19 protein-coding genes are annotated in these 22,014 nt (G+C 55.3%); 4 read left to right on the top strand and 15 right to left on the bottom strand.

The window, feature by feature from the left end:
* Window positions 1-69 precede the first annotated feature (69 nt).
* The 7 genes from proS to B5D52_RS01940 all read right to left on the bottom strand — a co-directional run bounded on the left by proS (window position 70) and on the right by B5D52_RS01940 (window position 8,510).
* Window positions 70-1,509 carry a proline--tRNA ligase gene (proS, locus tag B5D52_RS01970; protein ID WP_016147625.1) on the bottom strand — a complete coding sequence of 480 codons (1,440 nt, stop codon included), beginning with the start codon at window positions 1,507-1,509 and terminating at the stop codon, window positions 70-72.
* Window positions 1,510-1,592: 83 nt separating this feature from the next.
* A complete protein-coding gene (gene thrS, locus B5D52_RS01965) occupies window positions 1,593-3,347 on the bottom strand; it encodes a threonine--tRNA ligase (RefSeq protein ID WP_016147626.1) in 1,755 nt (584 codons plus the stop codon).
* Window positions 3,348-3,760: 413 nt separating this feature from the next.
* The gene (locus B5D52_RS01960; protein ID WP_016147627.1) at window positions 3,761-4,786 is read right to left on the bottom strand and encodes a LacI family DNA-binding transcriptional regulator; all 1,026 of its coding nucleotides are present in this window, start codon (window positions 4,784-4,786) and stop codon (window positions 3,761-3,763) included.
* Window positions 4,787-4,820: 34 nt separating this feature from the next.
* The gene (locus B5D52_RS01955) at window positions 4,821-5,378 is read right to left on the bottom strand and encodes a YcxB family protein (RefSeq protein WP_016147628.1); all 558 of its coding nucleotides are present in this window, start codon (window positions 5,376-5,378) and stop codon (window positions 4,821-4,823) included.
* Between the two features lie 2 nt (window positions 5,379-5,380).
* Window positions 5,381-5,923 carry a YcxB family protein gene (locus B5D52_RS01950; protein WP_016147629.1) on the bottom strand — a complete coding sequence of 181 codons (543 nt, stop codon included), beginning with the start codon at window positions 5,921-5,923 and terminating at the stop codon, window positions 5,381-5,383.
* Window positions 5,924-6,275: 352 nt separating this feature from the next.
* Window positions 6,276-7,187 (bottom strand): myo-inosose-2 dehydratase, encoded by a 912-nt coding sequence (iolE, locus tag B5D52_RS01945; protein WP_016147630.1) that lies wholly within the window; start codon window positions 7,185-7,187, stop codon window positions 6,276-6,278.
* Between the two features lie 150 nt (window positions 7,188-7,337).
* Window positions 7,338-8,510 carry an NAD(P)-dependent malic enzyme gene (locus B5D52_RS01940; RefSeq protein ID WP_016147631.1) on the bottom strand — a complete coding sequence of 391 codons (1,173 nt, stop codon included), beginning with the start codon at window positions 8,508-8,510 and terminating at the stop codon, window positions 7,338-7,340.
* A 212-nt stretch (window positions 8,511-8,722) separates the two neighbouring features.
* Here B5D52_RS01940 and B5D52_RS01935 point away from each other — a divergent pair, with 212 nt between their 5' ends.
* The gene (locus B5D52_RS01935; protein ID WP_016147632.1) at window positions 8,723-9,322 is read left to right on the top strand and encodes a DUF4362 domain-containing protein; all 600 of its coding nucleotides are present in this window, start codon (window positions 8,723-8,725) and stop codon (window positions 9,320-9,322) included.
* 219 nt (window positions 9,323-9,541) lie between these two features.
* On the opposite strand, the gene B5D52_RS01930 is transcribed toward B5D52_RS01935, so the two are convergent.
* Window positions 9,542-10,507, bottom strand: coding sequence for a transketolase family protein (locus tag B5D52_RS01930; protein WP_016147633.1), 966 nt, complete (start codon window positions 10,505-10,507; stop codon window positions 9,542-9,544).
* A 15-nt stretch (window positions 10,508-10,522) separates the two neighbouring features.
* On the bottom strand, window positions 10,523-11,356 hold the full coding sequence (locus tag B5D52_RS01925) for a transketolase (RefSeq protein ID WP_242825625.1): 834 nt from the start codon (window positions 11,354-11,356) through the stop codon (window positions 10,523-10,525).
* 532 nt (window positions 11,357-11,888) lie between these two features.
* Here B5D52_RS01925 and B5D52_RS01920 point away from each other — a divergent pair.
* The gene (locus B5D52_RS01920; RefSeq protein WP_016147635.1) at window positions 11,889-12,647 is read left to right on the top strand and encodes a DeoR/GlpR family DNA-binding transcription regulator; all 759 of its coding nucleotides are present in this window, start codon (window positions 11,889-11,891) and stop codon (window positions 12,645-12,647) included.
* Window position 12,648: 1 nt separating this feature from the next.
* Here B5D52_RS01920 and B5D52_RS01915 read toward each other — a convergent pair whose 3' ends face one another.
* Window positions 12,649-13,533 (bottom strand): helix-turn-helix transcriptional regulator, encoded by an 885-nt coding sequence (locus B5D52_RS01915; protein WP_078689094.1) that lies wholly within the window; start codon window positions 13,531-13,533, stop codon window positions 12,649-12,651.
* Between the two features lie 425 nt (window positions 13,534-13,958).
* On the opposite strand from B5D52_RS01915, the gene B5D52_RS01910 reads away from it, so the two are divergent.
* Window positions 13,959-14,765, top strand: a complete 807-nt coding sequence (locus B5D52_RS01910; RefSeq protein ID WP_016147637.1) for a 5-deoxy-glucuronate isomerase — start codon at window positions 13,959-13,961, stop codon at window positions 14,763-14,765.
* Window positions 14,766-14,840: 75 nt separating this feature from the next.
* Complete coding sequence (iolD, locus tag B5D52_RS01905) at window positions 14,841-16,802, top strand: 3D-(3,5/4)-trihydroxycyclohexane-1,2-dione acylhydrolase (decyclizing) (RefSeq protein ID WP_040332796.1); 1,962 nt, start codon at window positions 14,841-14,843, stop codon at window positions 16,800-16,802.
* 107 nt (window positions 16,803-16,909) lie between these two features.
* Here iolD and B5D52_RS01900 read toward each other — a convergent pair whose 3' ends face one another.
* From B5D52_RS01900 to B5D52_RS01880, 5 genes are all read right to left on the bottom strand, one after another.
* A complete protein-coding gene (locus tag B5D52_RS01900) occupies window positions 16,910-17,335 on the bottom strand; it encodes a VOC family protein (protein ID WP_016147639.1) in 426 nt (141 codons plus the stop codon).
* Between the two features lie 85 nt (window positions 17,336-17,420).
* Window positions 17,421-18,104 carry an MgtC/SapB family protein gene (locus tag B5D52_RS01895; protein WP_016147640.1) on the bottom strand — a complete coding sequence of 228 codons (684 nt, stop codon included), beginning with the start codon at window positions 18,102-18,104 and terminating at the stop codon, window positions 17,421-17,423.
* 175 nt (window positions 18,105-18,279) lie between these two features.
* Window positions 18,280-20,064: an aspartate--tRNA ligase gene (gene aspS, locus B5D52_RS01890; protein WP_016147641.1), complete on the bottom strand. Its 1,785-nt coding sequence runs from the start codon at window positions 20,062-20,064 to the stop codon at window positions 18,280-18,282.
* Between the two features lie 30 nt (window positions 20,065-20,094).
* Complete coding sequence (gene hisS / locus B5D52_RS01885) at window positions 20,095-21,453, bottom strand: histidine--tRNA ligase (protein WP_016147642.1); 1,359 nt, start codon at window positions 21,451-21,453, stop codon at window positions 20,095-20,097.
* A gap of 131 nt (window positions 21,454-21,584) precedes the next feature.
* A complete protein-coding gene (locus B5D52_RS01880; RefSeq protein ID WP_016147643.1) occupies window positions 21,585-21,992 on the bottom strand; it encodes a methylglyoxal synthase in 408 nt (135 codons plus the stop codon).
* Between the last annotated feature and the right edge of the window lie 22 nt (window positions 21,993-22,014).

Genomic DNA, 22,014 nt, shown 5'->3' with positions numbered 1-22,014 from the left:
CTTTTCTCTTGATAGCGCGAGAGCCGCGCAATATCTGCGCGGCCCTCCTCTGACAGATCGTTTTTAAACTTAGTATGCGATGCCCCAGACGATCATCTTCTTGGCCGGCTTGCCGCAGATCGGGCAAACGTCGTCCAGGTGTTCCTGTTCGAAAGGCATGCAGCGGGAAGGCATACCGGTCTCCTCCTTGACCTTTTCCTCGCAGGCCAGATCGCCGCACCACATGGACTTGACAAAGCCGGTGTGCTCCTTGAGGATGTTCTTCATGTCCTCGATCGAGTGTGCTACATAGGTGTGCTCCTCGCGGTTCTTGAGCGCCTTGTCAAACAGTGCCTGCTGTACCTCGTCGAGCAGCTTGGGCACAACGGTGGTCAGATCCTCGAACTTAACAACGGTCTTCTCGCGGTTGTCGCGGCGAACCAGAACGCACTGGCCGTTCTCGATATCACGCGGGCCGACCTCGAGACGGAGCGGGAAGCCCTTCATCTCGTACTCGGCAAACTTCCAGCCGGGGCTGTTGTCGGTGACGTCGATCTTGGTGCGGATGCCAGCCTGCTTGAGCATCTCGTACAGCTCGGTTGCCTTGTCGATGACGCCCGGCTTGTGTGCTGCAACCGGGATAACAACCAGCTGGAAGGGAGCGATCTTGGGCGGCAGTACCAGACCCTCGTTGTCACCGTGGGTCATGATGATCGCACCGATCAGACGGGTGGATACGCCCCACGAAGTCTGATACATGTACTGGAGGGTATTGTTCTTGTCGGTGAACTGCATGTTGAATGCGCGTGCAAAGCCATCACCGAAGTAGTGCGACGTACCGGACTGCAGTGCCTTACCGTCGTGCATCATTGCCTCGATGGTGTAGGTATCCTCTGCACCTGCGAAACGCTCCTTGTCGGTCTTCTGACCCTTGAGCACCGGGATTGCAAGGTAGTCCTCACAGAAGGTCGCGTAGGTATTGAGCATGCGCATGGTCTCCTCGCGTGCTTCCTCCTCGGTTGCATGGACGGTGTGACCCTCCTGCCACCAGAACTCACGCGAACGCAGGAACGGACGGGTGGTCTTCTCCCAGCGAACAACCGAGCACCACTGGTTATACAGCTTGGGCAGGTCACGCCAGGAACGAACGATCTTCGCGTAATGCTCGCAGAACAGGGTCTCGGAGGTCGGACGGACGCACAGACGCTCCTCGAGCTTCTCCGAACCGCCATGGGTAACCCATGCGCACTCGGGTGCAAAGCCCTCTACGTGGTCTGCTTCCTTGAGCAGCAGGGATTCCGGGATAAAGATGGGCATTGCCACGTTCTCGTGACCGGTCTCCTTGAACATGCCGTCCAGAGTCTTCTGGATGTTCTCCCACAGAGCCTGTGCATAGGGGCGCATAATAACGCAGCCCTTGACCGACGAGTAGTCGATCATCTCAGCCTTCTTGACGATGTCGGTATACCACTGGGCGAAATCGACATCCATGGACGTGATCTCAGATACCAGTTTCTTCTTATCTGCCATTTGTGCAATCACCTTTTCTGTAAATTTAGGAATCGTGCGGCAAGCCTTTGGGCAATGCCGCACGCGGAATGCCTGATTGATTCTTACTTACACAGGCGGGACTTCACTTCATATTCCAGCTTCTCGACGAATTCAGCGATGGGCATGACAGTGGTCTTACCATCACGACGGTCACGTACAGCGACCTGGCCTGCCTCTTCTTCCTTATCGCCCAGTACCAGCATGTACGGTACCTTCTCAAGCTGTGCCTCGCGAATCTTGTAGCCAATCTTCTCGTTGCGCTCGTCAAGCTCGGTGCGGAAGCCCTTGTCCTCGAGCTGACGCTGAATTTCTTCCGCATATGCGCGGTTACGGTCGGTCATGGTCAGCAGCTTAACCTGTACCGGTGCCAGCCAGGTCGGGAACGCACCAGCGAAGTGCTCGGTCAGGATGCCGATGAAGCGCTCGATGGAACCGAAGACTACGCGGTGAATCATAACCGGACGGTGCTTCTGGTCATCCGCGCCGGTGTACTCAAGCTCAAAGCGCTCGGGCAGCTGGAAGTCCAGCTGAATGGTGCCGCACTGCCAGGTACGACCCAGGCAGTCCTCCAGATGGAAGTCAATCTTCGGGCCGTAGAATGCGCCGTCGCCCTCATTGATTACGTAATCCTTACCCATTTCCTCCAGTGCAGCCTTCAGGCCGTTGGTTGCCATCTCCCAATCAGCCTCATCACCCATGTGATCTTCCGGCATGGTGGACAGCTCAATGTGGTACGGGAAGCCGAACATGCTGTATACGTCATCGATCAGCTTGCAGACGCCCTTGATCTCGTCCTTAATCTGCTCACGGGTCATAAAGATATGCGCATCATCCTGAGTGAAGCAGCGTACGCGCATCAGGCCGTGCAGAGCACCCGACAGCTCATGACGATGTACCAAGCCCAGCTCACCGACACGCAGCGGCAGCTCACGGTAAGAGTGCGGCTGATTCTTATAGACCAGCATACCACCCGGGCAGTTCATGGGCTTGATAGCGAAATCCTGCTCATCAATGACCGTGGTGTACATGTTGTTCTTATAGTGATCCCAGTGACCCGAACGCTCCCACAGACTGCGGTTGAGCATGATCGGGGTAGAGATCTCCTGATAGCCCGCCTTGCGGTGAATCTCACGCCAGAAGTCAATCAGGGTGTTCTTGAGGATCATACCCTTGGGCAGGAAGAACGGGAAGCCCGGGCCCTCGTCCATCATAGTAAACAGACCCAGCTCGCGGCCCAGCTTACGATGATCGCGACGCTTTGCCTCCTCGATGCGCTGCAGATATGCATCCAGCTCATCCTTCTTGGGGAATGCGGTACCGTAAATACGCTGGAGCATCTTGCGGCTCGCGTCACCACGCCAGTAAGCACCGGTAACCGAGGTCAGCTTGAGCGCATTGCCCTTAACACGACCGGTCGAATCCAGGTGCGGACCAGCGCACAGGTCGGTGAACTCGCCCTGCTTGTAGAAGGAGATGACTGCATCCTCGGGCAGATCGTCGATGAGCTCTACCTTGTACGGCTCTTCCTTCTCTTCCATGAGCTTGCGTGCCTCGGCGCGCGGCAGCTCGAAGCGCTCGAGCGGCAGCTTCTCCTTGCAGATCTTCTTCATCTCTGCCTCGATCGCATCCAGGTGCTCCTGGGTCAGCGAGAACGGCAGGTCGATATCGTAATAAAAACCGTTATCGATCGCCGGGCCAATGGCCAGCTTTGCCTCGGGATACAGGCGCTTAACTGCCTGCGCGAGGATATGAGAGACCGTATGACGGTAGGTATCACGGTATTCCGGGTTTTCAAACGTGTACTGATTGTCAGACATAATGGTTCCATCCTTTCTGTGGCTTTGGGGCGAACAAAAAAGCCCACCCCCAAATCGAAATTGATTTCAGGGGTGAGCTTGTAAAACCCACGGTTCCACCCTGCTTGCAGCCATGACAACATGCCGCGGCTGCCGCTCGGAGCCCGTAACGAGGGCGATTCGGCACAGGATACTGTAATTTTCCCCTGTGCGGCTCAGGAACCGGTATGCCGTTTTCTCCAGCCCGATGTCCGCTTCCAGCCACGGCGGACACTCTCTGTCAGGCCGCCTGTTAGAATCCGGCGGTTTCCTTCAAAGCCTTTTCGATATGAAATCTTATAATGATGATACACCAGCGCACCGCCTTTGTCAACCAGACACCTGCCCAAAAACCGGTGTCAATTCAGGCAAAAGCAGGGCATTTTTCCAAAACTTTACAGATTATAGCGAGTCTTGAGCGTGATGCCGGTGTAGCAGAAGGAGTGCTCGGGCCGTCTGCCGTAGAGAATAAAATCGCGCAGCAGCATGAGCGGCCGGCTGCCCTGCTCGCGGGCGGTCTGGTCAATCAGAATGCTGATCGTACCCTGCCGCAGCTCGTCGATGTTCTGCGGGGTCACGTCGTAGGCGATGACGCGCACCTTTCCGTCCCGTCCGGCCTCGCGCAGTGCCTCGCACACGCCGTGCTGACCGTTGGCGGCGACGTAGATACCCGCAAGGTCGGGATGCTCTGCCAGCAGGTGTTGTGTCAGTTCATACGCGCAGTCATCGCGGTCAAAACATGGCTGGATAGGCAGCGTCATGATGCCGGGCGCAATGCAGCGCAGTTCCTCGGAAAAGCTCGTGCAGCGCATGCGGTGTCCGTCATTGCGCAGATGTCCGGTGATCGTTGCGACCTTTCCGTCCTGTGCGACCATCAGCGCCATCAGTCCCGCTGCCGTGCGGCCTGCACGGGCGTTATCCTGTCCGACAAAGCACATGCGCCTCGACTGCGGCAAATCGGCGTTGAACGTCACGACCGGAATGCCCTGATCGGCAATCTCGTTGAGCTTTTCGCAGATAATCGCATCATCTGCCGGTGTGATGGCCAGACCATGAATGCCCATCTCCATCAGTTCATCGAGGTACAGCATTTCCTGTATGGCATCCACCGACTCCATGGTGCGGATAACAACCTCCACGCCCTCTTTTTGCAGCGCACGCGCGGCCTGCTCGGCACCTTCCACAACGATTTTCATGGTTGGTGTCTCAGCCGACTGCACGATAATACCAATTTTGATCTGCTTGCGGCTGCGCGCCAGTGCCTGACCGACCGCATTGGGGTGATAACCCAGTTCCTCGGCAATTCTGCGCACCCGCTCGGCGACTTCCGGGCTGACGCGTCCGCGATCATGCAGCGCACGGTCTACCGTTCCGCGCGATACGCCTGCGATCTCAGCGATTTGTTTGAGCGTCACTGCCATCGCGACCCTCTCCTCCTTTTTCCCTTCTCTTTCCCTACGCCTCTTCCTTCTCTTCCGGTGCGTTCTGCTTGGCCTGCGCAATGCGCTCTTCCAGCACACGGATAAACTCTTTCTTCTCCTCGTCATTGGCAAACGCGCTGTTGGGCACAATCAGACCTGCCAGATCGTCCAGATACAGATACACCTGACGCGCTGCCTCTGTCACGCGCTTAAAGCTCGCGTACGGATGCAGGGTGTCCTCGCTCTCACCGATGAGCTGCACGCCTTCATCGGTCAATTTGAGCGTTTTCGGACCGCAAATGTGCTTATTGGTTGCGCGTCTGAGGGTCATGTGCACATGCTTGTGCACCTTGCGCTTGTACATTTTCGGACCGCCCAAGAAACAGGCAACCGCAAGGATCAGATACACCGCAACGCTGACAGGCGTCAGCGAATTGAGCGCGTACATCAGTCCGGTACCGCCGACGATGACCAGTCCCGCCAGAATGATGCTCATATTCCGGATAGACTTCTGGGTCAGCGGGTCATGATCGATAAAGTATATATTGTAGTCCACAAAATCCTGTGGCGTGATGACATAATTCAGTTCCATTTTTACTTCTCCGCAACTCCACTTCTTCGTTTATGTACCATGTGCCGCAATTCGGACAGAAATTCTGCCCGCTCGCTCTCGCCCCGGACAAATGCCGACGGCGGAATGACCACGGTCTGACGGTCTCCGTAGCTCAAAAACAGATATCCGTCCTCGTCTCCGATTTGCTCAATGCTGTCGTACAGCAGAACGTTGGTCTCCTCTCCATCGTTGATGTGCAGACCGTCCTCCTCTACGCTCGTCACGGCGGTGTAGGGTGTAATGCGCGGCGCGTACTTCTTTTCGGCAGTCTTGCGCATGCTGTCGCGCATCCACTGCGGAATGAGCACCCAGGCACAGACAGCCAGAATGGCGAACGGTATAATTGCAATCAGGCCAATCCGTCCAACGGCTTCAAGCAGTACGCCAACCAGCAGAATGCCCAGGCTGATCAGCCAGCGCATCCAGAAAATACGCGACGCGATGGCACGATCGTGCGCCACATGATATTTTTGATAGGCCAGGTACTCTTCCGGCCCAATCTCATAGCGATATTGCTGCAGCACAGTGTTCTCCTCCTTGCTCGTTCTGCCTTTTATGATACCATAACGTCCGCTTAGATGCAACGAAAAGAGCCGACCATTCGGTCGGCTCAGGTCGTCGGAAAACTGCGGTTTTCCGACGAATCAGCGTCCGCCGCGCAAAGCGCTCTGGACGAAGAACACCCGAAACCGCGCATCAATGAGCGGTCCCGGGTGTTTCGCTGTGCAAAAAGCCACGCACATGTCGCGTCTTTTTGCCAAAATCACACACGCCCTGCGGGGCGTAAGTGTTTTTAACAGTCAAAGAGCCGACCATTCGGTCGGCTCTCTTGGTGTCATTTTTGACTCGATATGTTCGGTTAGCAGGTCGCTAAAATTAGAGACCAGTGTGCTCCTTGATGTATGCGCGAGCCATCTTTGCGTACTCGAACGGATTTGCCTTTGCAGGATCCTGCTCAGCCTCGACCATGATCCAGCCTTCGTAGCCAGCCTTGTCGAGCAGCTCGAATACGTCGTCGAACTGTACGCAGCCGTCCGGATCACCCGGTACGGTGAATGCGCCGTTGCGGACAGCGTCCAGGAAGGACCAGTGCTCAGCACGAACCTTCTCAACGATCGGCATACGCATGTTCTTGAGGTGTACGTGACCTACGCGGTCAGCGAACTTCTCCAGCATCTTAACCGGGTCCTCGCCAGCGAAGGTGAAGTGGCCGGTGTCGAAGCACAGGAATACGTACTTGGGATCGGTGTTCTCCATCAGGCGGGTGGTCTCCTCAACGGTCTGTACCACGGTGCCCATGTGATGATGGAAGCAGGAACGGATGCCGTACTGCTCGAGGGACAGCTTGCCCAGCTTGTTCAGACCCTCGCACAGACGAGTCCACTCCTCATCGGTCAGTACGCGCTTGTTCTCCATGTCCAGAACGGAAACATCAGTCTTGCCCTGGATCGAACCGGACTGCTCGGAGATGTTGATTGCAGTTGCGCCAACATACTTCAGGTACTCCAGCTCCTTGATGAACTCAGCCTCAACCTCTTCGTACGGCTTGTCAACCAGGAAGGAAGAGAACCACTTGGACGCGATGGTCATACCACGTACGTCCAGCATATGCTTGAGGACAACCTTGTCCTCGGGATACTTATGACCGACCTCGGAACCGGTGAAACCAGCCAGTGCCATCTCAGAGACACACTGCTGGAAAGTGTTTTCGTCGCCGAGATCCCACATATCATCGTTGGACCAACCAATCGGGCACATACCGAGTCTTACTTTCTTGGGATCTAACATTTTTCATACCTCCGTAATGAAATTTGCAACCACCACGCAGAGAGCGCAGCGCAAGCTCTTCATGTTTCTATTGTATAAGACTGCACCACAAAAGTCAACTATCTTATAGCAAAGGTACCCAAATTTTCTTACGATTTAGACAAAAAGTACTCAGACACGCGCAACGCCGGTACGAACCGCAGCATCTGCAACGGCTTTGGCAACAGCACCCGTAACACGCGCGTCAAAGGCCAGCGGCATGATGTTATCCGCCGACAGTTCTTCGTCGGTGATGACGTGCGCAATCGCATAAGCTGCCGCCATTTTCATCTCTTCATTGATGTCCGATGCACGCACGTCAAGCGCACCTCGGAAGATGCCCGGGAAGGCCAGTACGTTGTTGATCTGGTTGGGGTAGTCCGAACGACCGGTGCCGACAACGGCTGCGCCGCCCTTCTTGGCCTCGTCCGGCCAGATCTCGGGTACCGGGTTTGCCATCGCAAAGACCATCGGGTCCTTGGCCATGGTCGAAACCATCTCGGCAGTCAACACGCCCGGTGCCGACAGACCAAAGAACACGTCCGCACCCTTGACCGCATCGGCAAGGGTACCGGTCATGTGGTCGCGGTTGGTGATCTTTGCCATCTCTGCCTGTGCCGGATTGAGGCGCTCGTCGCCCTCGCATACGATGCCGAAACGCTCGCACATGATAACGTTCTGCACGCCCAGGAACATCAGGAACTTGGTGACCGCGATCGCTGCCGCGCCGCAGCCGTTGACAACCAGCTTGATGTCCTTAAGGTCACGACCGGTCAGACGGCAAGCGTTGATCATCGCAGCCGCACAGCAAACTGCCGTACCATGCTGGTCATCGTGGAAAATCGGAATGTCGCAAACTTCCTTCAGACGGCGCTCGATCTCGAAGCAGCGCGGTGCCGCGATATCCTCCAGATTGACACCGCCGAACGAACCGGAAATCAGCTGGATGGTGCGCACGATCTCGTCTACATCCTTGCTCTTGACGCAAAGCGGGAAGGCATCCACGTCAGCGAAGGCCTTAAACAGTGCACACTTGCCCTCCATGACCGGCATGCCGGCCTCCGGGCCGATATCACCCAGACCCAGTACCGCCGTACCGTCGGTGATCACCGCAACCAGATTGTGACGGCGGGTGTATTTATAGCTCAGGGACGGGTCATCCTTAATCTTGAGGCAAGGCTCGGCAACACCCGGGGTGTAAGCGATCGACAGATCCTCACGGTTCTCAACCGGGCAGCGTGCAACGACCTCGATCTTTCCGCCCCACTCTTCATGCGCCAGCAGCGCTCTTTCCTTTGCGTCCATTTGCGAAACCTCCGTTTTGCGTGTTGTAATGTATATCTCTATTTTACCGCACCACGCCGCGTTTGCCTAGAGAAAATACGCCTCAATCGCTTTTTCTTCCGGCATATCCGACACGCCGCATTGCACAAAGACTTCCCTTCTGCTACAATACAAATAGAGGAACTTTCCTCTTATTTTCCTCGTCTATCTGCATATAAAGGAGATGACGCACGATGAAACGAACCAAACTTTTATTCATATTCTGCCTGCTGCTCGCCGGATTGACCGCCTGCGGCCCTAAGGACACAGCGGAAAATCCGTCCACGCCGCCCGATCAGTCCCAGTCGACGACCGACCAGCAGACCACAGACGATTCCCAGTCCACTCCCAGCACCTCTCAGCCCACCGACATTCCCGAAGACCCCAACGCAATCGACTTCTTTGACTGCGGTGTGCTCGATCTTCCAAATTCCGGTGAAACCACCGGTCGGGAAAACTTTGAAGAATTTCTCAACGTAACCGGTGTCGGCAAGTCTGCAACCATCCAGATCAAACAGTACACCACCGAAGGCGACCCCATCGTCTCCACCCTGTCCTGCGATGGTACTGCCTACACCTTGAAGACAGACAACAGCGCCGACAAATTCGCTGCGGAATCCGATCGCGGTGTCAAGGAGACTTCCTGGAAACGTCTGGTCATCACCGAAACCACGAAAAATGATACCCTCTATCAGGTCTTCCGTCTGACCAACCTCGACGAAGGCGCAGTTACCGGAGAAACGCCCGATGGCGATGACGTCTGCACCCTCTTCCAGGAACCCTTCGAAGATTAAATCCCGCCCGCAGCCGAAATTGAAGCTTTCGCTCAAGCCTTTCTCGAAAGGCTTGCGGGTTCTCAGGGCAGCGCCCTGAGTCGCATCCCGCAGGATGCGAAATCCCCCCTTTGATTTTCCCGTCCCCCGCAAGGGAAAATCAACCAAAACATAAAAACAAAAGGGATGTCCTGACGGACATCCCTTTTCTATTTGACTTAGAGCCTACGCCCCAATCAATTACTTACGAGCGATAGCCTTCTTAACAGCTGCTACGATGTCAGCTGCAGTCAGGTTGTACTCTTCCTGCAGGAAGTTCTGTGCACCAACCTGGCCAAAGCGGTTCTGTACACCAACCATCTCCATCGGTACCGGGCAGTTCTTTGCTACAACCTGTGCAACAGCAGAACCCAGACCGCAGTTTACCTGATGGTTCTCAGCGGTTACGATCGCACCGGTCTCCTTCGCGGAAGCTACGATCAGCTCCTCGTCGATGGGCTTCCAGGTGAACATATCAACAACCTTAGCCGATACGCCCTCAGCCTCCAGGGCTTCCTGAGCCTTGAGTGCCTCGTCTACCATGATACCGGAAGCGATGATGGTAACATCCTTGCCTTCCTTCAGGGTAACGCCCTTGCCGATCTCGAAGTCAGCACCGTCGTCGTAGACCTTTACGATGCCCTTACGAACCATGCGCATGTAGGAGAACTTCTTGGACTCTGCCAGCTTCTTGGTCAGGCAGTGAATCATAGCGTAGTCGGTCGGATCGATAACAACTGCGTCCGGGATGGACATGTACAGTGCGCAATCCTCAAACGGCATGTGGGTACCGCCGTTGTATGCAGCGCATACGCCGGGGTCGGAACCGATGATATGTACCGGCAGCTTTGCGTATGCTGCGGACATGAATGCCTGGTCGAATGCACGGCGGGAAGCGAAGCAGCCGAACGAGTGAACGAAAGCGGTCTTGCCGGCAGCGGTCATACCAGCTGCAACGCCGACAGCGTCAGCCTCAGCGATACCAGCGTTGAAGCACTGGCCGGGGAACTCCTTCTCCAGCTTCGCGGTGTTGATGCAGTTGTACAGGTCGCAGTCGATGTGTACGACGTTGCGGTCTGCCTTCATCATCTCTTCCATGGCGGTTACGTAACCGTCACGATTTGCACGGGAATCCTTCTCGTGCTTGCCAATCAAAGTAAAGCTCATTGTTCGATACCCTCCTTACTGTGCCTTGACCTTGGCGAGCTCTGCCTCTGCAAAAGCGATCGCCTCGTCCCACTGCTCCTTGCTCGGCTGCGAGGAGTGTGCGCCGGACGGCTCTGCAAAGGTGCAGCCCTTGCCCTTAATGGTGTTGAGCACGATGCAGGTGGGCTTGCCGGTAACCTGGTAAGCAGCCTCAACAGCGTCGTAAACCTGCTCTACATCGTTGCCGTCAGCAACATCGATGACGTTCCAGCCAAAAGCGTCGAACTTTGCGCCGATGCCCTTGCCGTGGCTCATGATGTCGTCAACCGAACCGTCGAGCTGACGCTTGTTGGAGTCTACGAAGCAAACCAGATTGTCCAGCTTGTAGTGTGCAGCAAACTGAGCTGCCTCCCAAACCTGACCTTCGTCGCACTCGCCGTCACCAACGAATACGAATACATGATTGGTACGGCCGTCAACCTTGTTTGCCAGTGCAGCGCCGGTTGCGGTGGACATACCCTGACCGAGAGAACCGGTGGTCAGATCAACGCCCGGAGTCTTGGTGCGGTCGGTATGGGACGGGAAATTGGTATGGGGCTGGTTGAGGGTATAAGCCTGCTCGAGAGGATAGAAGCCCTTCAGACCCAGGGTTGCGTACATAGCCGGGCCTGCATGACCCTTGGACATAACGCACCAGTCACGATCTTCCCAGCGGGGATTCTTGGGGTCAACCTTCATAACGCTGCCGTACAGTACAGCCAGAGCCTCTACAACGGACATGGAACCGCCGACATGGCCAAAGCCAAGCGAGCCGATGGTCTTCAGAGCCTCAACTCTGATTTCCTGGGCAAATACGCGCAGTTCCTTCATTTTTTCTGCTTTCTGCATTGCATACACCTGCCTATAATTACAGTTATTCATGTGAAAACCGGCCAAACCGCCTTTGGGTCTGCCGTTTTCTCCTTCTCACTACTTGTAGTCTATCATCGTTCTGGCTAAATTTCAATGCTGAGTTGGGGATTTTTCTGAAAAATTTTTTGTTACTTTGGTCACATTCTGATTGACTTTTATTTTCGAGCATTCCCAAAACCTCTGTGAAAAGCGTGCTTTTTCGCCCGATTCCGACCAAAAAATACCCCTTGGAGAAACATGCCGATTTTCGCCCGAATTCTGGTTGCTTTTTCGTTATTTTCTGATAAAATTATAAGCAGGGTTGTTTTGTTTTCTACGGCCTTCCGACTAATCCCGTCGGGAGCCGACAGCTGTATTTCTGTGCGCTTTGCGTCCGGCCATACGCGCGCGCAGATTCTTTACACATAAACCATGGCCAATCAGAGAATTTGGGATTGTGAAAAGCCATGCGCTTTCATCACACGGACATTAGGAAGAAAAGGGAGAATATATGAAAATCAGTCGTCTCAACTCGATCGAGCAGTACGTTATCTCGAAAGAGACCGTTTCCATCGATGAACTCTGCGAGGTCTTCGGTGTATCCAAGAATACCATCCGCCGCGACCTCAACGACCTTGAAGCACGCGGCCACATCGCCAAGGTTTATGGCGGCGTTACCACCGTCGGCTCGCCCGGCGCTGTCCCCATGCCTGTGCGCACCAACTTGAATTCCGCTGACAAAAACCAGATTGGTATGCTCGCCGCTGCCGAAGTACAGGACGGCGATACCATTTTCCTCGACTCGGGCTCGACGACCGTCTGCCTGCTGCGTTACCTGTCCGGCCGCAAGCGCGTGACCGTAATCACCCACTCGCTGGGCGCAATGAGCGAGGCTTCCAAGTACGATAACCTCAGCCTCATCTCGCTCGGCGGCATTTACAGCAGTGCTACCGACTCCTTTACCGGCCTTTCTACCTTTGAAATGCTGTCCGGTATGACCATCAACAAGGCATTTATGGCTGCAACCGGCGTTTCGCTCGAGAGCGGCATGACCAATACCACCTTCCTCGAAGCAGAGATCAAGCGCGGCGTTGTACAGCGTGCTTCGTCCATCTATCTGATGGCCGACTCGTCTAAGCTGGACAAGTCCGCTGTCATCTCCTTCTGCCAGCTTCAGGATCTGACCGCGTTCATCACCGATCGCCGTCCGCCCGAGAAATATCTGCATTTCTTCTCGGAGAACAACATCCGCGTGCGCTACGACCGCTGATTTACTGTCGATCGCTCACCGATCGCCGGTAGTCTGTCGGCGTACAGCCGTAGACTTCGCGGAATCTCTTGATAAAGTAGCTTACATTATCAAAGCCCACGCTCAAACTGATTTCCAGGATGGGCAGATCGCTTTCGCGCAGCAGACGCGAGGCACGCTCAATGCGCAGAAAATTGACGTGCTGCACCAGTGTTCTGCCCAGATTTTCCTTGAAAAAGCTGCAAAAGTACTGTGGAGACAAGCCAAACTGTGCCGAGACATCGGCAAGACGCAGGCGTTCGGTACAGTGCTCGCTGAGATATTCCACGATCCGGCGCAAAAGCTGTACTTTATACTCCTCACCCGACCGCTGGGCACGCTGTTCCAACTTTCCCGCGGCGGCCAACTGGCCAATCAGGTACAGCAATGCAGACTTGACCAAAAGTTGATATCCAAACGGCTGATCCGCACATACGCGGATCATTTTTTTTAGCTCTCGGAACAGTTCCTGCCCAAGCGCAGTCTCGTGCGACACGTAGGCCGGCAGCCGCAGGCCGCCTTCCTCCAGAGGCGCAAGCAGCTCACTTTGCGCAATGTCCGTCCGCCGAAACTGTAAAAAGTCCAGCGGAAATACAAACGCGCGGAATAAATTGTCCACACCGCCCCGAATTTCGTGCAATTGTCCCGAGGACACAAAAAACACGTCGCCTTCCTGCCCTGCATATCGGTGGTCGGCAATGGTCACCATGACCGTTCCGCGCAATACCGTGATAATCTCGGTCTCCGGATGCCAGTGATACGGCACCAGATCGGAGTCCTGCGCCTGCGGCGCCGAATAAATCTGAAACGGGAACCCCTGCGTTCCATGCTCTCGCTTTTCTCTGCGTGCGGCGTCCACGTCCTGCACTCTCTCCTTCCCTGTCTGATCGGCTCAGAAATACAAAAATCTTAAAATCGTGTTATTACACAGGAAGATACTGCAAGCATCCTCCCTGACATTTGACTATAATTATACTCAAGATGTACCGGAAAGACAAGATACAAGCCGGAAAACCCGGCTCTCCCTTTCTCCTTCTCACCCTTTCTCACCCTTATCTTGTCCCGGTCACGCACACCGCCCGCACCACGACTTTCGGAACTTTGTACGGAATTTTGTGGTATTGCCTGTGCAAAATGTCAAAATAGTTTGATATTTTCTCCAAAATTACGCAAAAGCGTTGATGATTTTTGGGTATCATGCTATAATGACTGTAACCGAGTATCTATGAATACTCCTCCCTGCGGCGGGCTTTTACGGCACGCGTGGGACTATTTTTTCTGGAGGTATGTGCTATGTACATTGATAAGCAAGTCAAGCGTGGCTACAACGAGTATATTCGCCTGGATGAGGGCATCGGCAAGGACGCTATGATGGACGTCGCTCTGCTCGTCATGGAGGACGGCGACACCTATTCTTTCAACGAGGCCGAAAAGGAACTCGCTTGCCTGGTTTTTGACGGCAAGTGCACCTTCGAGTGGGAAGGCCAGTCCTACGATGTAGACCGTCCCAATCCCTTCGATTACAATCCCTCTTGCCTGCATGTCTGCAAGGGCGTCGAGGTCAAGATCACCGCACACGGTCCCTGCAACATCTACGTGCAGAAGACCCTCAACGAGAAGACCTTCCCGAGCAAGATGTACAAGCCGGAAGACACCGACACCTGGGCACGCGGCAATCAGGGCGAGCTGATGGGCTGCATCAAGCGTGATGTTCGCACCTGCTTCGACCTCGACAACGCGCCCTACTCCAACATGGTTCTCGGCGAAGTCGTTAACCTGCCGGGCAAGTGGTCTTCCTACCCGCCGCACCATCATCCGCAGCCTGAGTGCTACTTCTATCGCTATGACAAGCCGATGGGCTTCGGCGCTGGCTGGGGCAACGGCGAGATCTACGAGACCCATCACAACGGTCTTGCAATCATCACCGACAAGATGCACTCTCAGGTCACCGCTCCCGGTTACTCCTGCTGCTACGCTTGGGGCATCCGCCATCTGCCGGGCGATCCGTGGGACAAGACCCGTATCGACGACGAGGAGCATCTGTGGCTGCTCGAGGACGATGCCAACGATCACATCTGGCATTGCCCGACCGGTAACTGATTTTCGTTTCCCTTTTTCACCAACCATATAGATTAAACCGTTTCTTTTTTAGGAGGAATGATTGACATGAAGCACATGGAAACCGTTCGCCTGACTGCAAGCCAGGCTCTGGTTCGCTTCCTCGAGAACCAGTACGTCAGCTACATCGACATGGACGGCAACGAAGTTGAGCACAAGTTCGTCAAGGGCATCTTCATGCTGCCCGGCCACGGCAACGTTGTTGGCTTTGCAAACGGCGTAGAGCAGGAGCTCAAGGACATGGTCGTTTACCAGGGCAAGAACGAGCAGGGCATGGCTCTGGCTGCAATCGGCTACGCAAAGCAGATGCGCCGCAAGCAGATCTTTGCCTGCACCTCTTCTGTCGGCCCCGGTGCCTGCAACATGGTAACCGCTGCCGCTACCGCTACCGCAAACAACATCCCGGTTCTGATCCTGCCGGGCGACATCTACGCTTCCCGTCAGCCTGACCCGGTACTCCAGCAGATGGAGCAGCCGCACAACCTGACCATCTCGGCACATGACGCATTCCAGGCTGTTACCAAGTACTGGGGCCGCATCAACCGTCCCGAGCAGGTTATGACCGACATGATCTCGGCTATGCGTGTTCTGACCGACACCGCAAACACCGGTGCTGTTGCAATCTCCCTGCCGCAGGACGTACAGGCTGAAGCTTACGACTACCCGGTTGACTTCTTCAAGAAGCGCGTATGGCGCATCGACCGCCGCCCGATCACCAAGTATGCTCTCGAGCAGGCTGTTGAAGTCATCAAGAACGCAAAGAAGCCCCTGCTGATCTGCGGCGGCGGCGTTCGTTACGCTGAGGCTCACAAGGTATTCAAGAAGTTCGCTGAGGACTTCGGCATCGCATTCGGCGAGACCCAGGCCGGTAAGTCGGCAATCGAGTGGACCCATGAGCTCAACCTGGGCGGTCTGGGCATCACCGGCGGCATCGCTGCAAACAAGCTGGCGCACGAGGCTGACGTTGTTATCGGCGTTGGTACCCGTTACACCGACTTCACCACCGCTTCCAAGTGGCTGTACCGCACCGATGCAAAGTTCGTCAACATCAACCCCTCCGAGTTCCAGGCTTACAAGATGGACGCTACCCCGGTTGTTGCTGACGCAAACGAGGCTCTGACCGCAATCGGCGAGGAGCTCAAGAAGATCGGCTATCACACCGACGCTGCTTACGCTGAGGCTGTTGCTGCTTACCGCAAGGAGTGGTTCGACGAGGTTGATCGTCTGGATCACGTTGTTTACACCGACAAGGAGTCCTTCACGCCTGAGATCAACGACGCAAACCGCGAGTGCGTTGAGAAGTACATCGAGGACACCGGCTGCAAGCTGTGCCAGACCACCGTTCTGGGTACCATCAACCGCATGATCGACGACAACGCAATCGTTGTTGCTGCTGCTGGCTCGCTGCCGGGCGACATGCAGGGTCTGTGGCGTGCACGCAAGACCAACACCTATCACATGGAGTACGGTTACTCCTGCATGGGTTACGAGATCGCTGCTGCTCTGGGCGCTAAGATGGCTTGCCCGGATCAGGAAGTTTACTCGATGTGCGGCGACGGCTCGTTCGATATGCTGCACTCCGAGCTGATCACCTCCATCCAGACCGGCCACAAGATCAACGTTATGCTGTTCGACAACGCTTCCTTCGGCTGCATCAACAACCTGGAAGTTGGTCAGGGCAACGCTTGCATCTGCACCGAGAAGAACATGCTCGAAGAGGGCGTGACCAACGGTATCCACAAGGGCAAGGTCATCCAGGTCGACTACGCTGCAATCGGCGCTGCTTACGGCTGCAAGACCTACACTGTTAAGACTCAGGAAGAGCTGGAAGCTGCAATCGAGGACGCAAAGAAGCAGACCGTTTCGACCCTGATCGATATGAAGGTCCTGCCCAAGACCATGTCTGCTGGTTATGAGAACTGGTGGCGTGTAGGCGTCGCTGAAGTTTCCACCAAGCCGGAAGTTCAGGCCGCTCGCAAGGCAATCGAAGATCATCTGTACGAGGCTCGTCACTATTAATCCGAGCATCCATCCAGAAATAACAGAAGGGTGTGGGAGCAATCCCACACCCTCTCTTTTTTTGACGCAAAAATAAAACCTGCCGAAAAGGCAGGTTTTTTTCTGTCTTACAGACGCTTGCTGCGCGTGCTCTCATCAAAATGCTCGATCAGCTCGACCATCTCGCCGCTCGGGCCCTTGAAGAAGATGTTGCGCAGACCGCCGAACAGGTTGGGCAGCTCGATCGGCTCTTCGGTGCAGAACTCACCCAGACCCATAACGCGCATCTCATTGACAACCAGCGGCAGGTTGGCAACCTCAATCGCAAAGTGCGGGATGACACCCTCACCTGCGGGCATCTTGCCGTCGCCCGGCTGAATGAGCTCGATCTCAAAGTTGGTCAGGGTCAGCATGGCCAACTGATTGATGCCGGTCGGCTTCTGTACGCTGTCGCGCATGGTGCATTCTGCACCCAGAGTCTCATAAAATTTGATAGAACGCTCGATATCGGTCGTATAAATTGCAATATGTGCCAGTCTCAGATAACTTCTCATATTAGGGACTTCCCTTCTTAATAATTCTCTTTCCCTATTTTACCACATGACCCTGCACTTGTAAAAGCAAAATGTAGCTTTTTTCTCAATATTCAACCGCCTGAATGGCCGGAAATTCTTCCATCATATTCATCAAATCGCCCGCGTCAAAATGCAGCGGCAGACGAATCTGCAAATCCATCGACACATTGCCGTTGCCTTCCTTCTTGGCCTTGATGTTCATGATCTCAACGTTGTACATCCGCAGTCTGCTGCGCAGTTCGGTCATCGCCCCCGGCTCGTCGCGCATGACGATGTGGAAGCACTCGGCCGACACGGCGTTCTTGAGAATGGGAGAATCGCGATGGATGAACGCCTGCACCAGGAAAATCGCCACCGTTCCGGCGATGCCCATGACATACAGTCCGCCGCCGATGGCCATACCACAGCCTGCCGTGCCCCAGATACCAGCCGCGGTGGTCAGTCCGGTGACCGTCGACTGATTGCGGCGGAAAATCATGCCTGCGCCCAGAAAGCTGACACCCGATACAATGCCCGCGGCGACACGCGAGGGGTCGAGCTTGACGGCCTCGCTCACCACGTCGAAATACGCATATTTTGATACAATCATCATAAGCGCCGAGGCGATAGCGACGATAAAGTGTGTGCGCAGACCGGCTGATTTGAGTCGGTTGAGTCGTTCGTAGCCGATGGCTGCGCCGCACGCGCCTGCCAACGCCAGACGGAACAAAAATTCCAGGTTCAGTCTCCAATCAATCGCTGTAATCATAATAATTATGTACGCTCCCTTCTGTGATACAAGGCCGCGTCCGCAGTCTATTGTAATATTATAGTAAAATATATGTAAAATATCAATACATAAATTTTACAATTAGAGGGATTCGTCCACAGGCAAAAAAACGCACGCCGGACTGGCTCCAGCGTGCGTTTGTGATTACTTAGCTTTATGCTTCGTCGTCTTCGTGACGAACGATTGCGATGGACAGCTCGTCGAGCTGCTTCTGCTCAACCGTGCCAGGTGCATCCATCATCAGATCCTGTGCATTCTTGTTCATCGGGAACGGAATGATCTCACGGATGGACTCCTCGCCAGCCAGCAGCATAACCATACGGTCAACACCAGGCGCGATACCTGCATGCGGAGGTGCACCGTAGCAGAATGCGTTGTACATTGCCGGGAACTTCGCCTTAACAGCGTCCTCACCCAGACGTACCAGCTCGAATGCCTTGACCATGATCTCGGGGTCATGGTTACGAACCGCACCAGAGGACAGCTCGACACCGTTGCAGACCAGATCGTACTGGAATGCGGTGATGGTCAGCGGGTCGACCTCGCCAGCGTGTGCCTTGTCCAGAATCTCTGCGCCGCCGTTGGGCATAGAGAACGGGTTGTGGCAGAACTCCAGCTCGCCGGACTCCTCGCCGATCTCGTACATCGGGAAGTCAACGATCCAGCAGAACTCATAGCGCTCGGTATCCATGTGGTTCGGGCACATTGCACCCAGCTTGCTGCGCAGAACGCCAGCAGTCTTCTGAGCAACGCCCTTCTTGCCAGCGGTCAGGCCGACAAAGGTGTTCGGCTTGAGGTCGAGTGCTGCGATGATGGCATCCTTCTTGTCCTGCAGGAACTTTGCGATACCGCCGGCAATCTCGCCCTTCTCGTCGAGCTTGAACCAGTAAGCCTTATTGCCCGACTGTACCTCAACATCTGCGCACAGCTTGTCGATCTGCTTGCGGGTTGCGGTGAAGTCGGTAACCGGAATAGCCTTGACGACATTGCCCTCAAACGGGCCGAAGCCGCAATCACCGAGCAGCTCGGTCACGTCGGTAACGGTCAGGTCGATACGCAGGTCAGGCTTATCCGAGCCGTAGGTCTCCATGGCCTCGGTGAACGGAATGCGCTTGAACGGTGCGCTCGATGCAACGTTGTACTTGCCGTACTTTGCAAAGATCGGCGGCAGAACGTCCTCCAGAACGGCAAATACGTCGTCCTGATTTGCAAATGCCATCTCCATATCCAGCTGGTAGAACTCACCGGGCGAACGGTCGCCGCGTGCGTCCTCGTCGCGGAAGCAGGGAGCAATCTGGAAGTAACGGTCAAAGCCCGATGCCATCAGCAGCTGCTTGAACTGCTGCGGTGCCTGCGGCAGCGCGTAGAACTTGCCCGGATGCTTACGGGACGGTACCAGGTAGTCACGTGCGCCCTCAGGAGAGGAAGCGGTCAAAATCGGGGTGGTGATCTCGAGGAAGCCGTGCTCGGTCATCGCAGCGCGCAGAGCGGCAACAACGTTGCAGCGCAGCACGATGTTGTTCTTGACCTCCGGGTTGCGCAGGTCGAGGTAACGGTACTTCAGACGCAGGGTCTCATCGGCCTCGCGGCTGCGGCCAACCTGGAAGGGCAGCTCATTGTAACGGCAGCGGCCGAGAACTTCGATCTTGGTCGGAACGACCTCGATGTCGCCGGTTGCCATCTTGGGGTTCTTGCTGTCGCGCTCGCGTACAACGCCCTCAACCGAAATGGTGGATTCCTTATTGAGTCCCTTGATGGATGCCAGCATCTCCTCGGTCTCAAGAACGACCTGAGTGGTGCCGTAGAAGTCGCGCAGGATGACAAACGCCAGGCTGCTGCCGACCTCACGCACGTTTTCCATCCAGCCGACGATCTTTACCGTCTGGCCGACATGCTCCATACGCAGGTCATTGCAGGTGTGGGTTCGAGACTGAAACATAATACACTTTCCTTTACATTGAAATTCGTCTTATCGATCCAGAATGACCGTACCGGCTGCACGTGCAGCAAGGCCGTCACGAATGCGCGCAAGCGCTTCGTCAAAGCCGGTGTTGGTCTGTTCGCCGGTCGCGAGCTCCTTGAGTGCGACGACGTTATTTTTGATCTCGTCCTCGCCCATGAAGATAACATAGGGGATGGCGAGCTTATCCGCGTAGGTGATCTTTGCCTTGAACTTCTTCTTTTCGCAGTGCAGCTGGACGCGGATGCCGTTGTCACGCAGACGGGTTGCCAGCTCGATGGCCGGGCCGACCTCGTCGGTCATGGGCAGAATCATGACGTCGGCGGGAGATGCCGGCGGGTTCTGATTGAGGTAATCCTTGTCCTGCAGGACGAAGAACAGGCGGGTCAGACCGATGGAGATGCCCACGCCGGGCAGCTTCTTATCGGTGTAGTACTCGGCCAGGTTGTCGTAACGGCCACCCGAGCAGATCGAACCGATTTCCGGGTGATCGAGCATGGTGGTCTCGTAAACCGTGCCGGTGTAGTAATCCAGACCACGTGCGATGGTCAGGTCGATCTCAAAGTGATCGGCCGGAACGCCGAAGCCTTCCATGTAGGTCGCAACCGTGGTCAGTTCAGAGATACCCTGATCGAGCGTCTCGTTCTTGCCCTCGTAACCCTTGAGTGCTTCCAGAATGCCCTGGGTACCGCCCTCAATGGTGATGAACTTGAGAATCTCGTCTGCCTGCTCGCTGGTTGCGCCGCAGTCCTCGGTCAGGATCTCACGTACCTTGTCCGGACCAATCTTCTCGAGCTTATCGATCGTGCGCATGACGTCGCTCGCCTTGTCGGATAGGCCGAGCATAGCAAAGAAGCCGTTGAGCACCTTGCGGTTGTTGATGCGGATCTTAAAGCGCTTGAGACCCAGACGGGAGAAGGTCTTATAGATGATGGACGGGATCTCGGCCTCGTTGATGATGTCGAGCTGACCGTCGCCGATGATATCAATATCCGCCTGATAGAACTCGCGGAAACGGCCGCGCTGGGCACGCTCGCCGCGGTAAACCTTGCCGATCTGATAGCGACGGAACGGGAAGGTCAGCTGTCCGTAGTTGAGTGCTACGTACTTTGCCAGCGGAACGGTCAGGTCGAAACGCATGGACAGGTCGGTATCGCCCTTCTGGAAGCGGTAGATCTGCTTTTCGGTCTCACCGCCGCCCTTGGCAAGCAGGACTTCGGACGCTTCGAGCACCGGGGTATCAAGCGGATAGAAGCCATAGAGCGCGTAGGTCTCGCGCAGGGTCTGCATGATGCGTTCCATCTGCTCCTGAGCCGCCGGCAGAAGCTCCATAAAGCCGGACAGTGTTCTGGGTTTGATTTTTTCCATCTGTACGAAAAACTCCTTCTGACTATCATTTTACCCACTGCTGGAACATGCAAAATGCCGCAGGACGCGGCATAAAAAGAGGCGCACCCGAACCCGCCGGGGCGGGCGGGTACGCCGGATGTCCGTTTGAATCAGCGGGACTTGGGATTTACAATATTTCTCCAATCGAGATCGCCGCGATCCAGGCCGAGAATGAGCATTTCTGCGGTCGCCGCGTTGGTTGCGATCGGGATATTATGCATGTCGCACAGGCGCGCGAGCACATGGATGTCGGGCTCGTACTGGCTGTTGGACATGGGATCACGGAAGAACAGGACGAGGTCGATCTCGTTGTACGAGACGCGGGCAGAAATCTGCTCCTCACCGCCCTGCATACCCGGGAGATATCGTTCAATTTTGAGACCGGTTGCCTCTGATACGAGTTTGCCCGTGGTACCGGTCGCGCACAGGTTGTGCTTTGCGAGGATGCCGCAGTATGCCATGCAGAACTGCACCATGAGCTCTTTCTTTCGATCGTGTGCGATCAAAGCGATATTCATAACTCTGTTGGTCTCCTTTCTA

The sequence above is a fragment of the Butyricicoccus pullicaecorum DSM 23266 genome (genome assembly GCF_900167005.1).
GTDB lineage: Bacteria > Bacillota > Clostridia > Oscillospirales > Butyricicoccaceae > Butyricicoccus > Butyricicoccus pullicaecorum.
Note: the sequence above shows the minus strand (reverse complement) of the source record. Positions and strands in the feature narration are given on the sequence as shown.

Excerpts from the sequence above, each read along its gene's own strand:
- hisS (WP_016147642.1), bottom strand. The coding sequence starts at position 21,453 with ATGGAAAAAATCAAACCCAGAACACTGTCCGGCTTTATGGAGCTTCTG.
- B5D52_RS01920 (WP_016147635.1), top strand. The coding sequence starts at position 11,889 with ATGAAAATCAGTCGTCTCAACTCGATCGAGCAGTACGTTATCTCGAAA.
- B5D52_RS01955 (WP_016147628.1), bottom strand. The coding sequence starts at position 5,378 with ATGGAACTGAATTATGTCATCACGCCACAGGATTTTGTGGACTACAAT.
- B5D52_RS01910 (WP_016147637.1), top strand. The coding sequence starts at position 13,959 with ATGTACATTGATAAGCAAGTCAAGCGTGGCTACAACGAGTATATTCGC.
- B5D52_RS01900 (WP_016147639.1), bottom strand. The coding sequence starts at position 17,335 with ATGAGAAGTTATCTGAGACTGGCACATATTGCAATTTATACGACCGAT.
- thrS (WP_016147626.1), bottom strand. The coding sequence starts at position 3,347 with ATGTCTGACAATCAGTACACGTTTGAAAACCCGGAATACCGTGATACC.
- B5D52_RS01940 (WP_016147631.1), bottom strand. The coding sequence starts at position 8,510 with ATGGACGCAAAGGAAAGAGCGCTGCTGGCGCATGAAGAGTGGGGCGGA.
- aspS (WP_016147641.1), bottom strand. The coding sequence starts at position 20,064 with ATGTTTCAGTCTCGAACCCACACCTGCAATGACCTGCGTATGGAGCAT.
- iolD (WP_040332796.1), top strand. The coding sequence starts at position 14,841 with ATGGAAACCGTTCGCCTGACTGCAAGCCAGGCTCTGGTTCGCTTCCTC.
- B5D52_RS01930 (WP_016147633.1), bottom strand. The coding sequence starts at position 10,507 with ATGAGCTTTACTTTGATTGGCAAGCACGAGAAGGATTCCCGTGCAAAT.
- proS (WP_016147625.1), bottom strand. The coding sequence starts at position 1,509 with ATGGCAGATAAGAAGAAACTGGTATCTGAGATCACGTCCATGGATGTC.
- B5D52_RS01925 (WP_242825625.1), bottom strand. The coding sequence starts at position 11,356 with ATGAAGGAACTGCGCGTATTTGCCCAGGAAATCAGAGTTGAGGCTCTG.
- B5D52_RS01935 (WP_016147632.1), top strand. The coding sequence starts at position 8,723 with ATGAAACGAACCAAACTTTTATTCATATTCTGCCTGCTGCTCGCCGGA.
- B5D52_RS01880 (WP_016147643.1), bottom strand. The coding sequence starts at position 21,992 with ATGAATATCGCTTTGATCGCACACGATCGAAAGAAAGAGCTCATGGTG.
- B5D52_RS01960 (WP_016147627.1), bottom strand. The coding sequence starts at position 4,786 with ATGGCAGTGACGCTCAAACAAATCGCTGAGATCGCAGGCGTATCGCGC.
- iolE (WP_016147630.1), bottom strand. The coding sequence starts at position 7,187 with ATGTTAGATCCCAAGAAAGTAAGACTCGGTATGTGCCCGATTGGTTGG.
- B5D52_RS01895 (WP_016147640.1), bottom strand. The coding sequence starts at position 18,104 with ATGATTACAGCGATTGATTGGAGACTGAACCTGGAATTTTTGTTCCGT.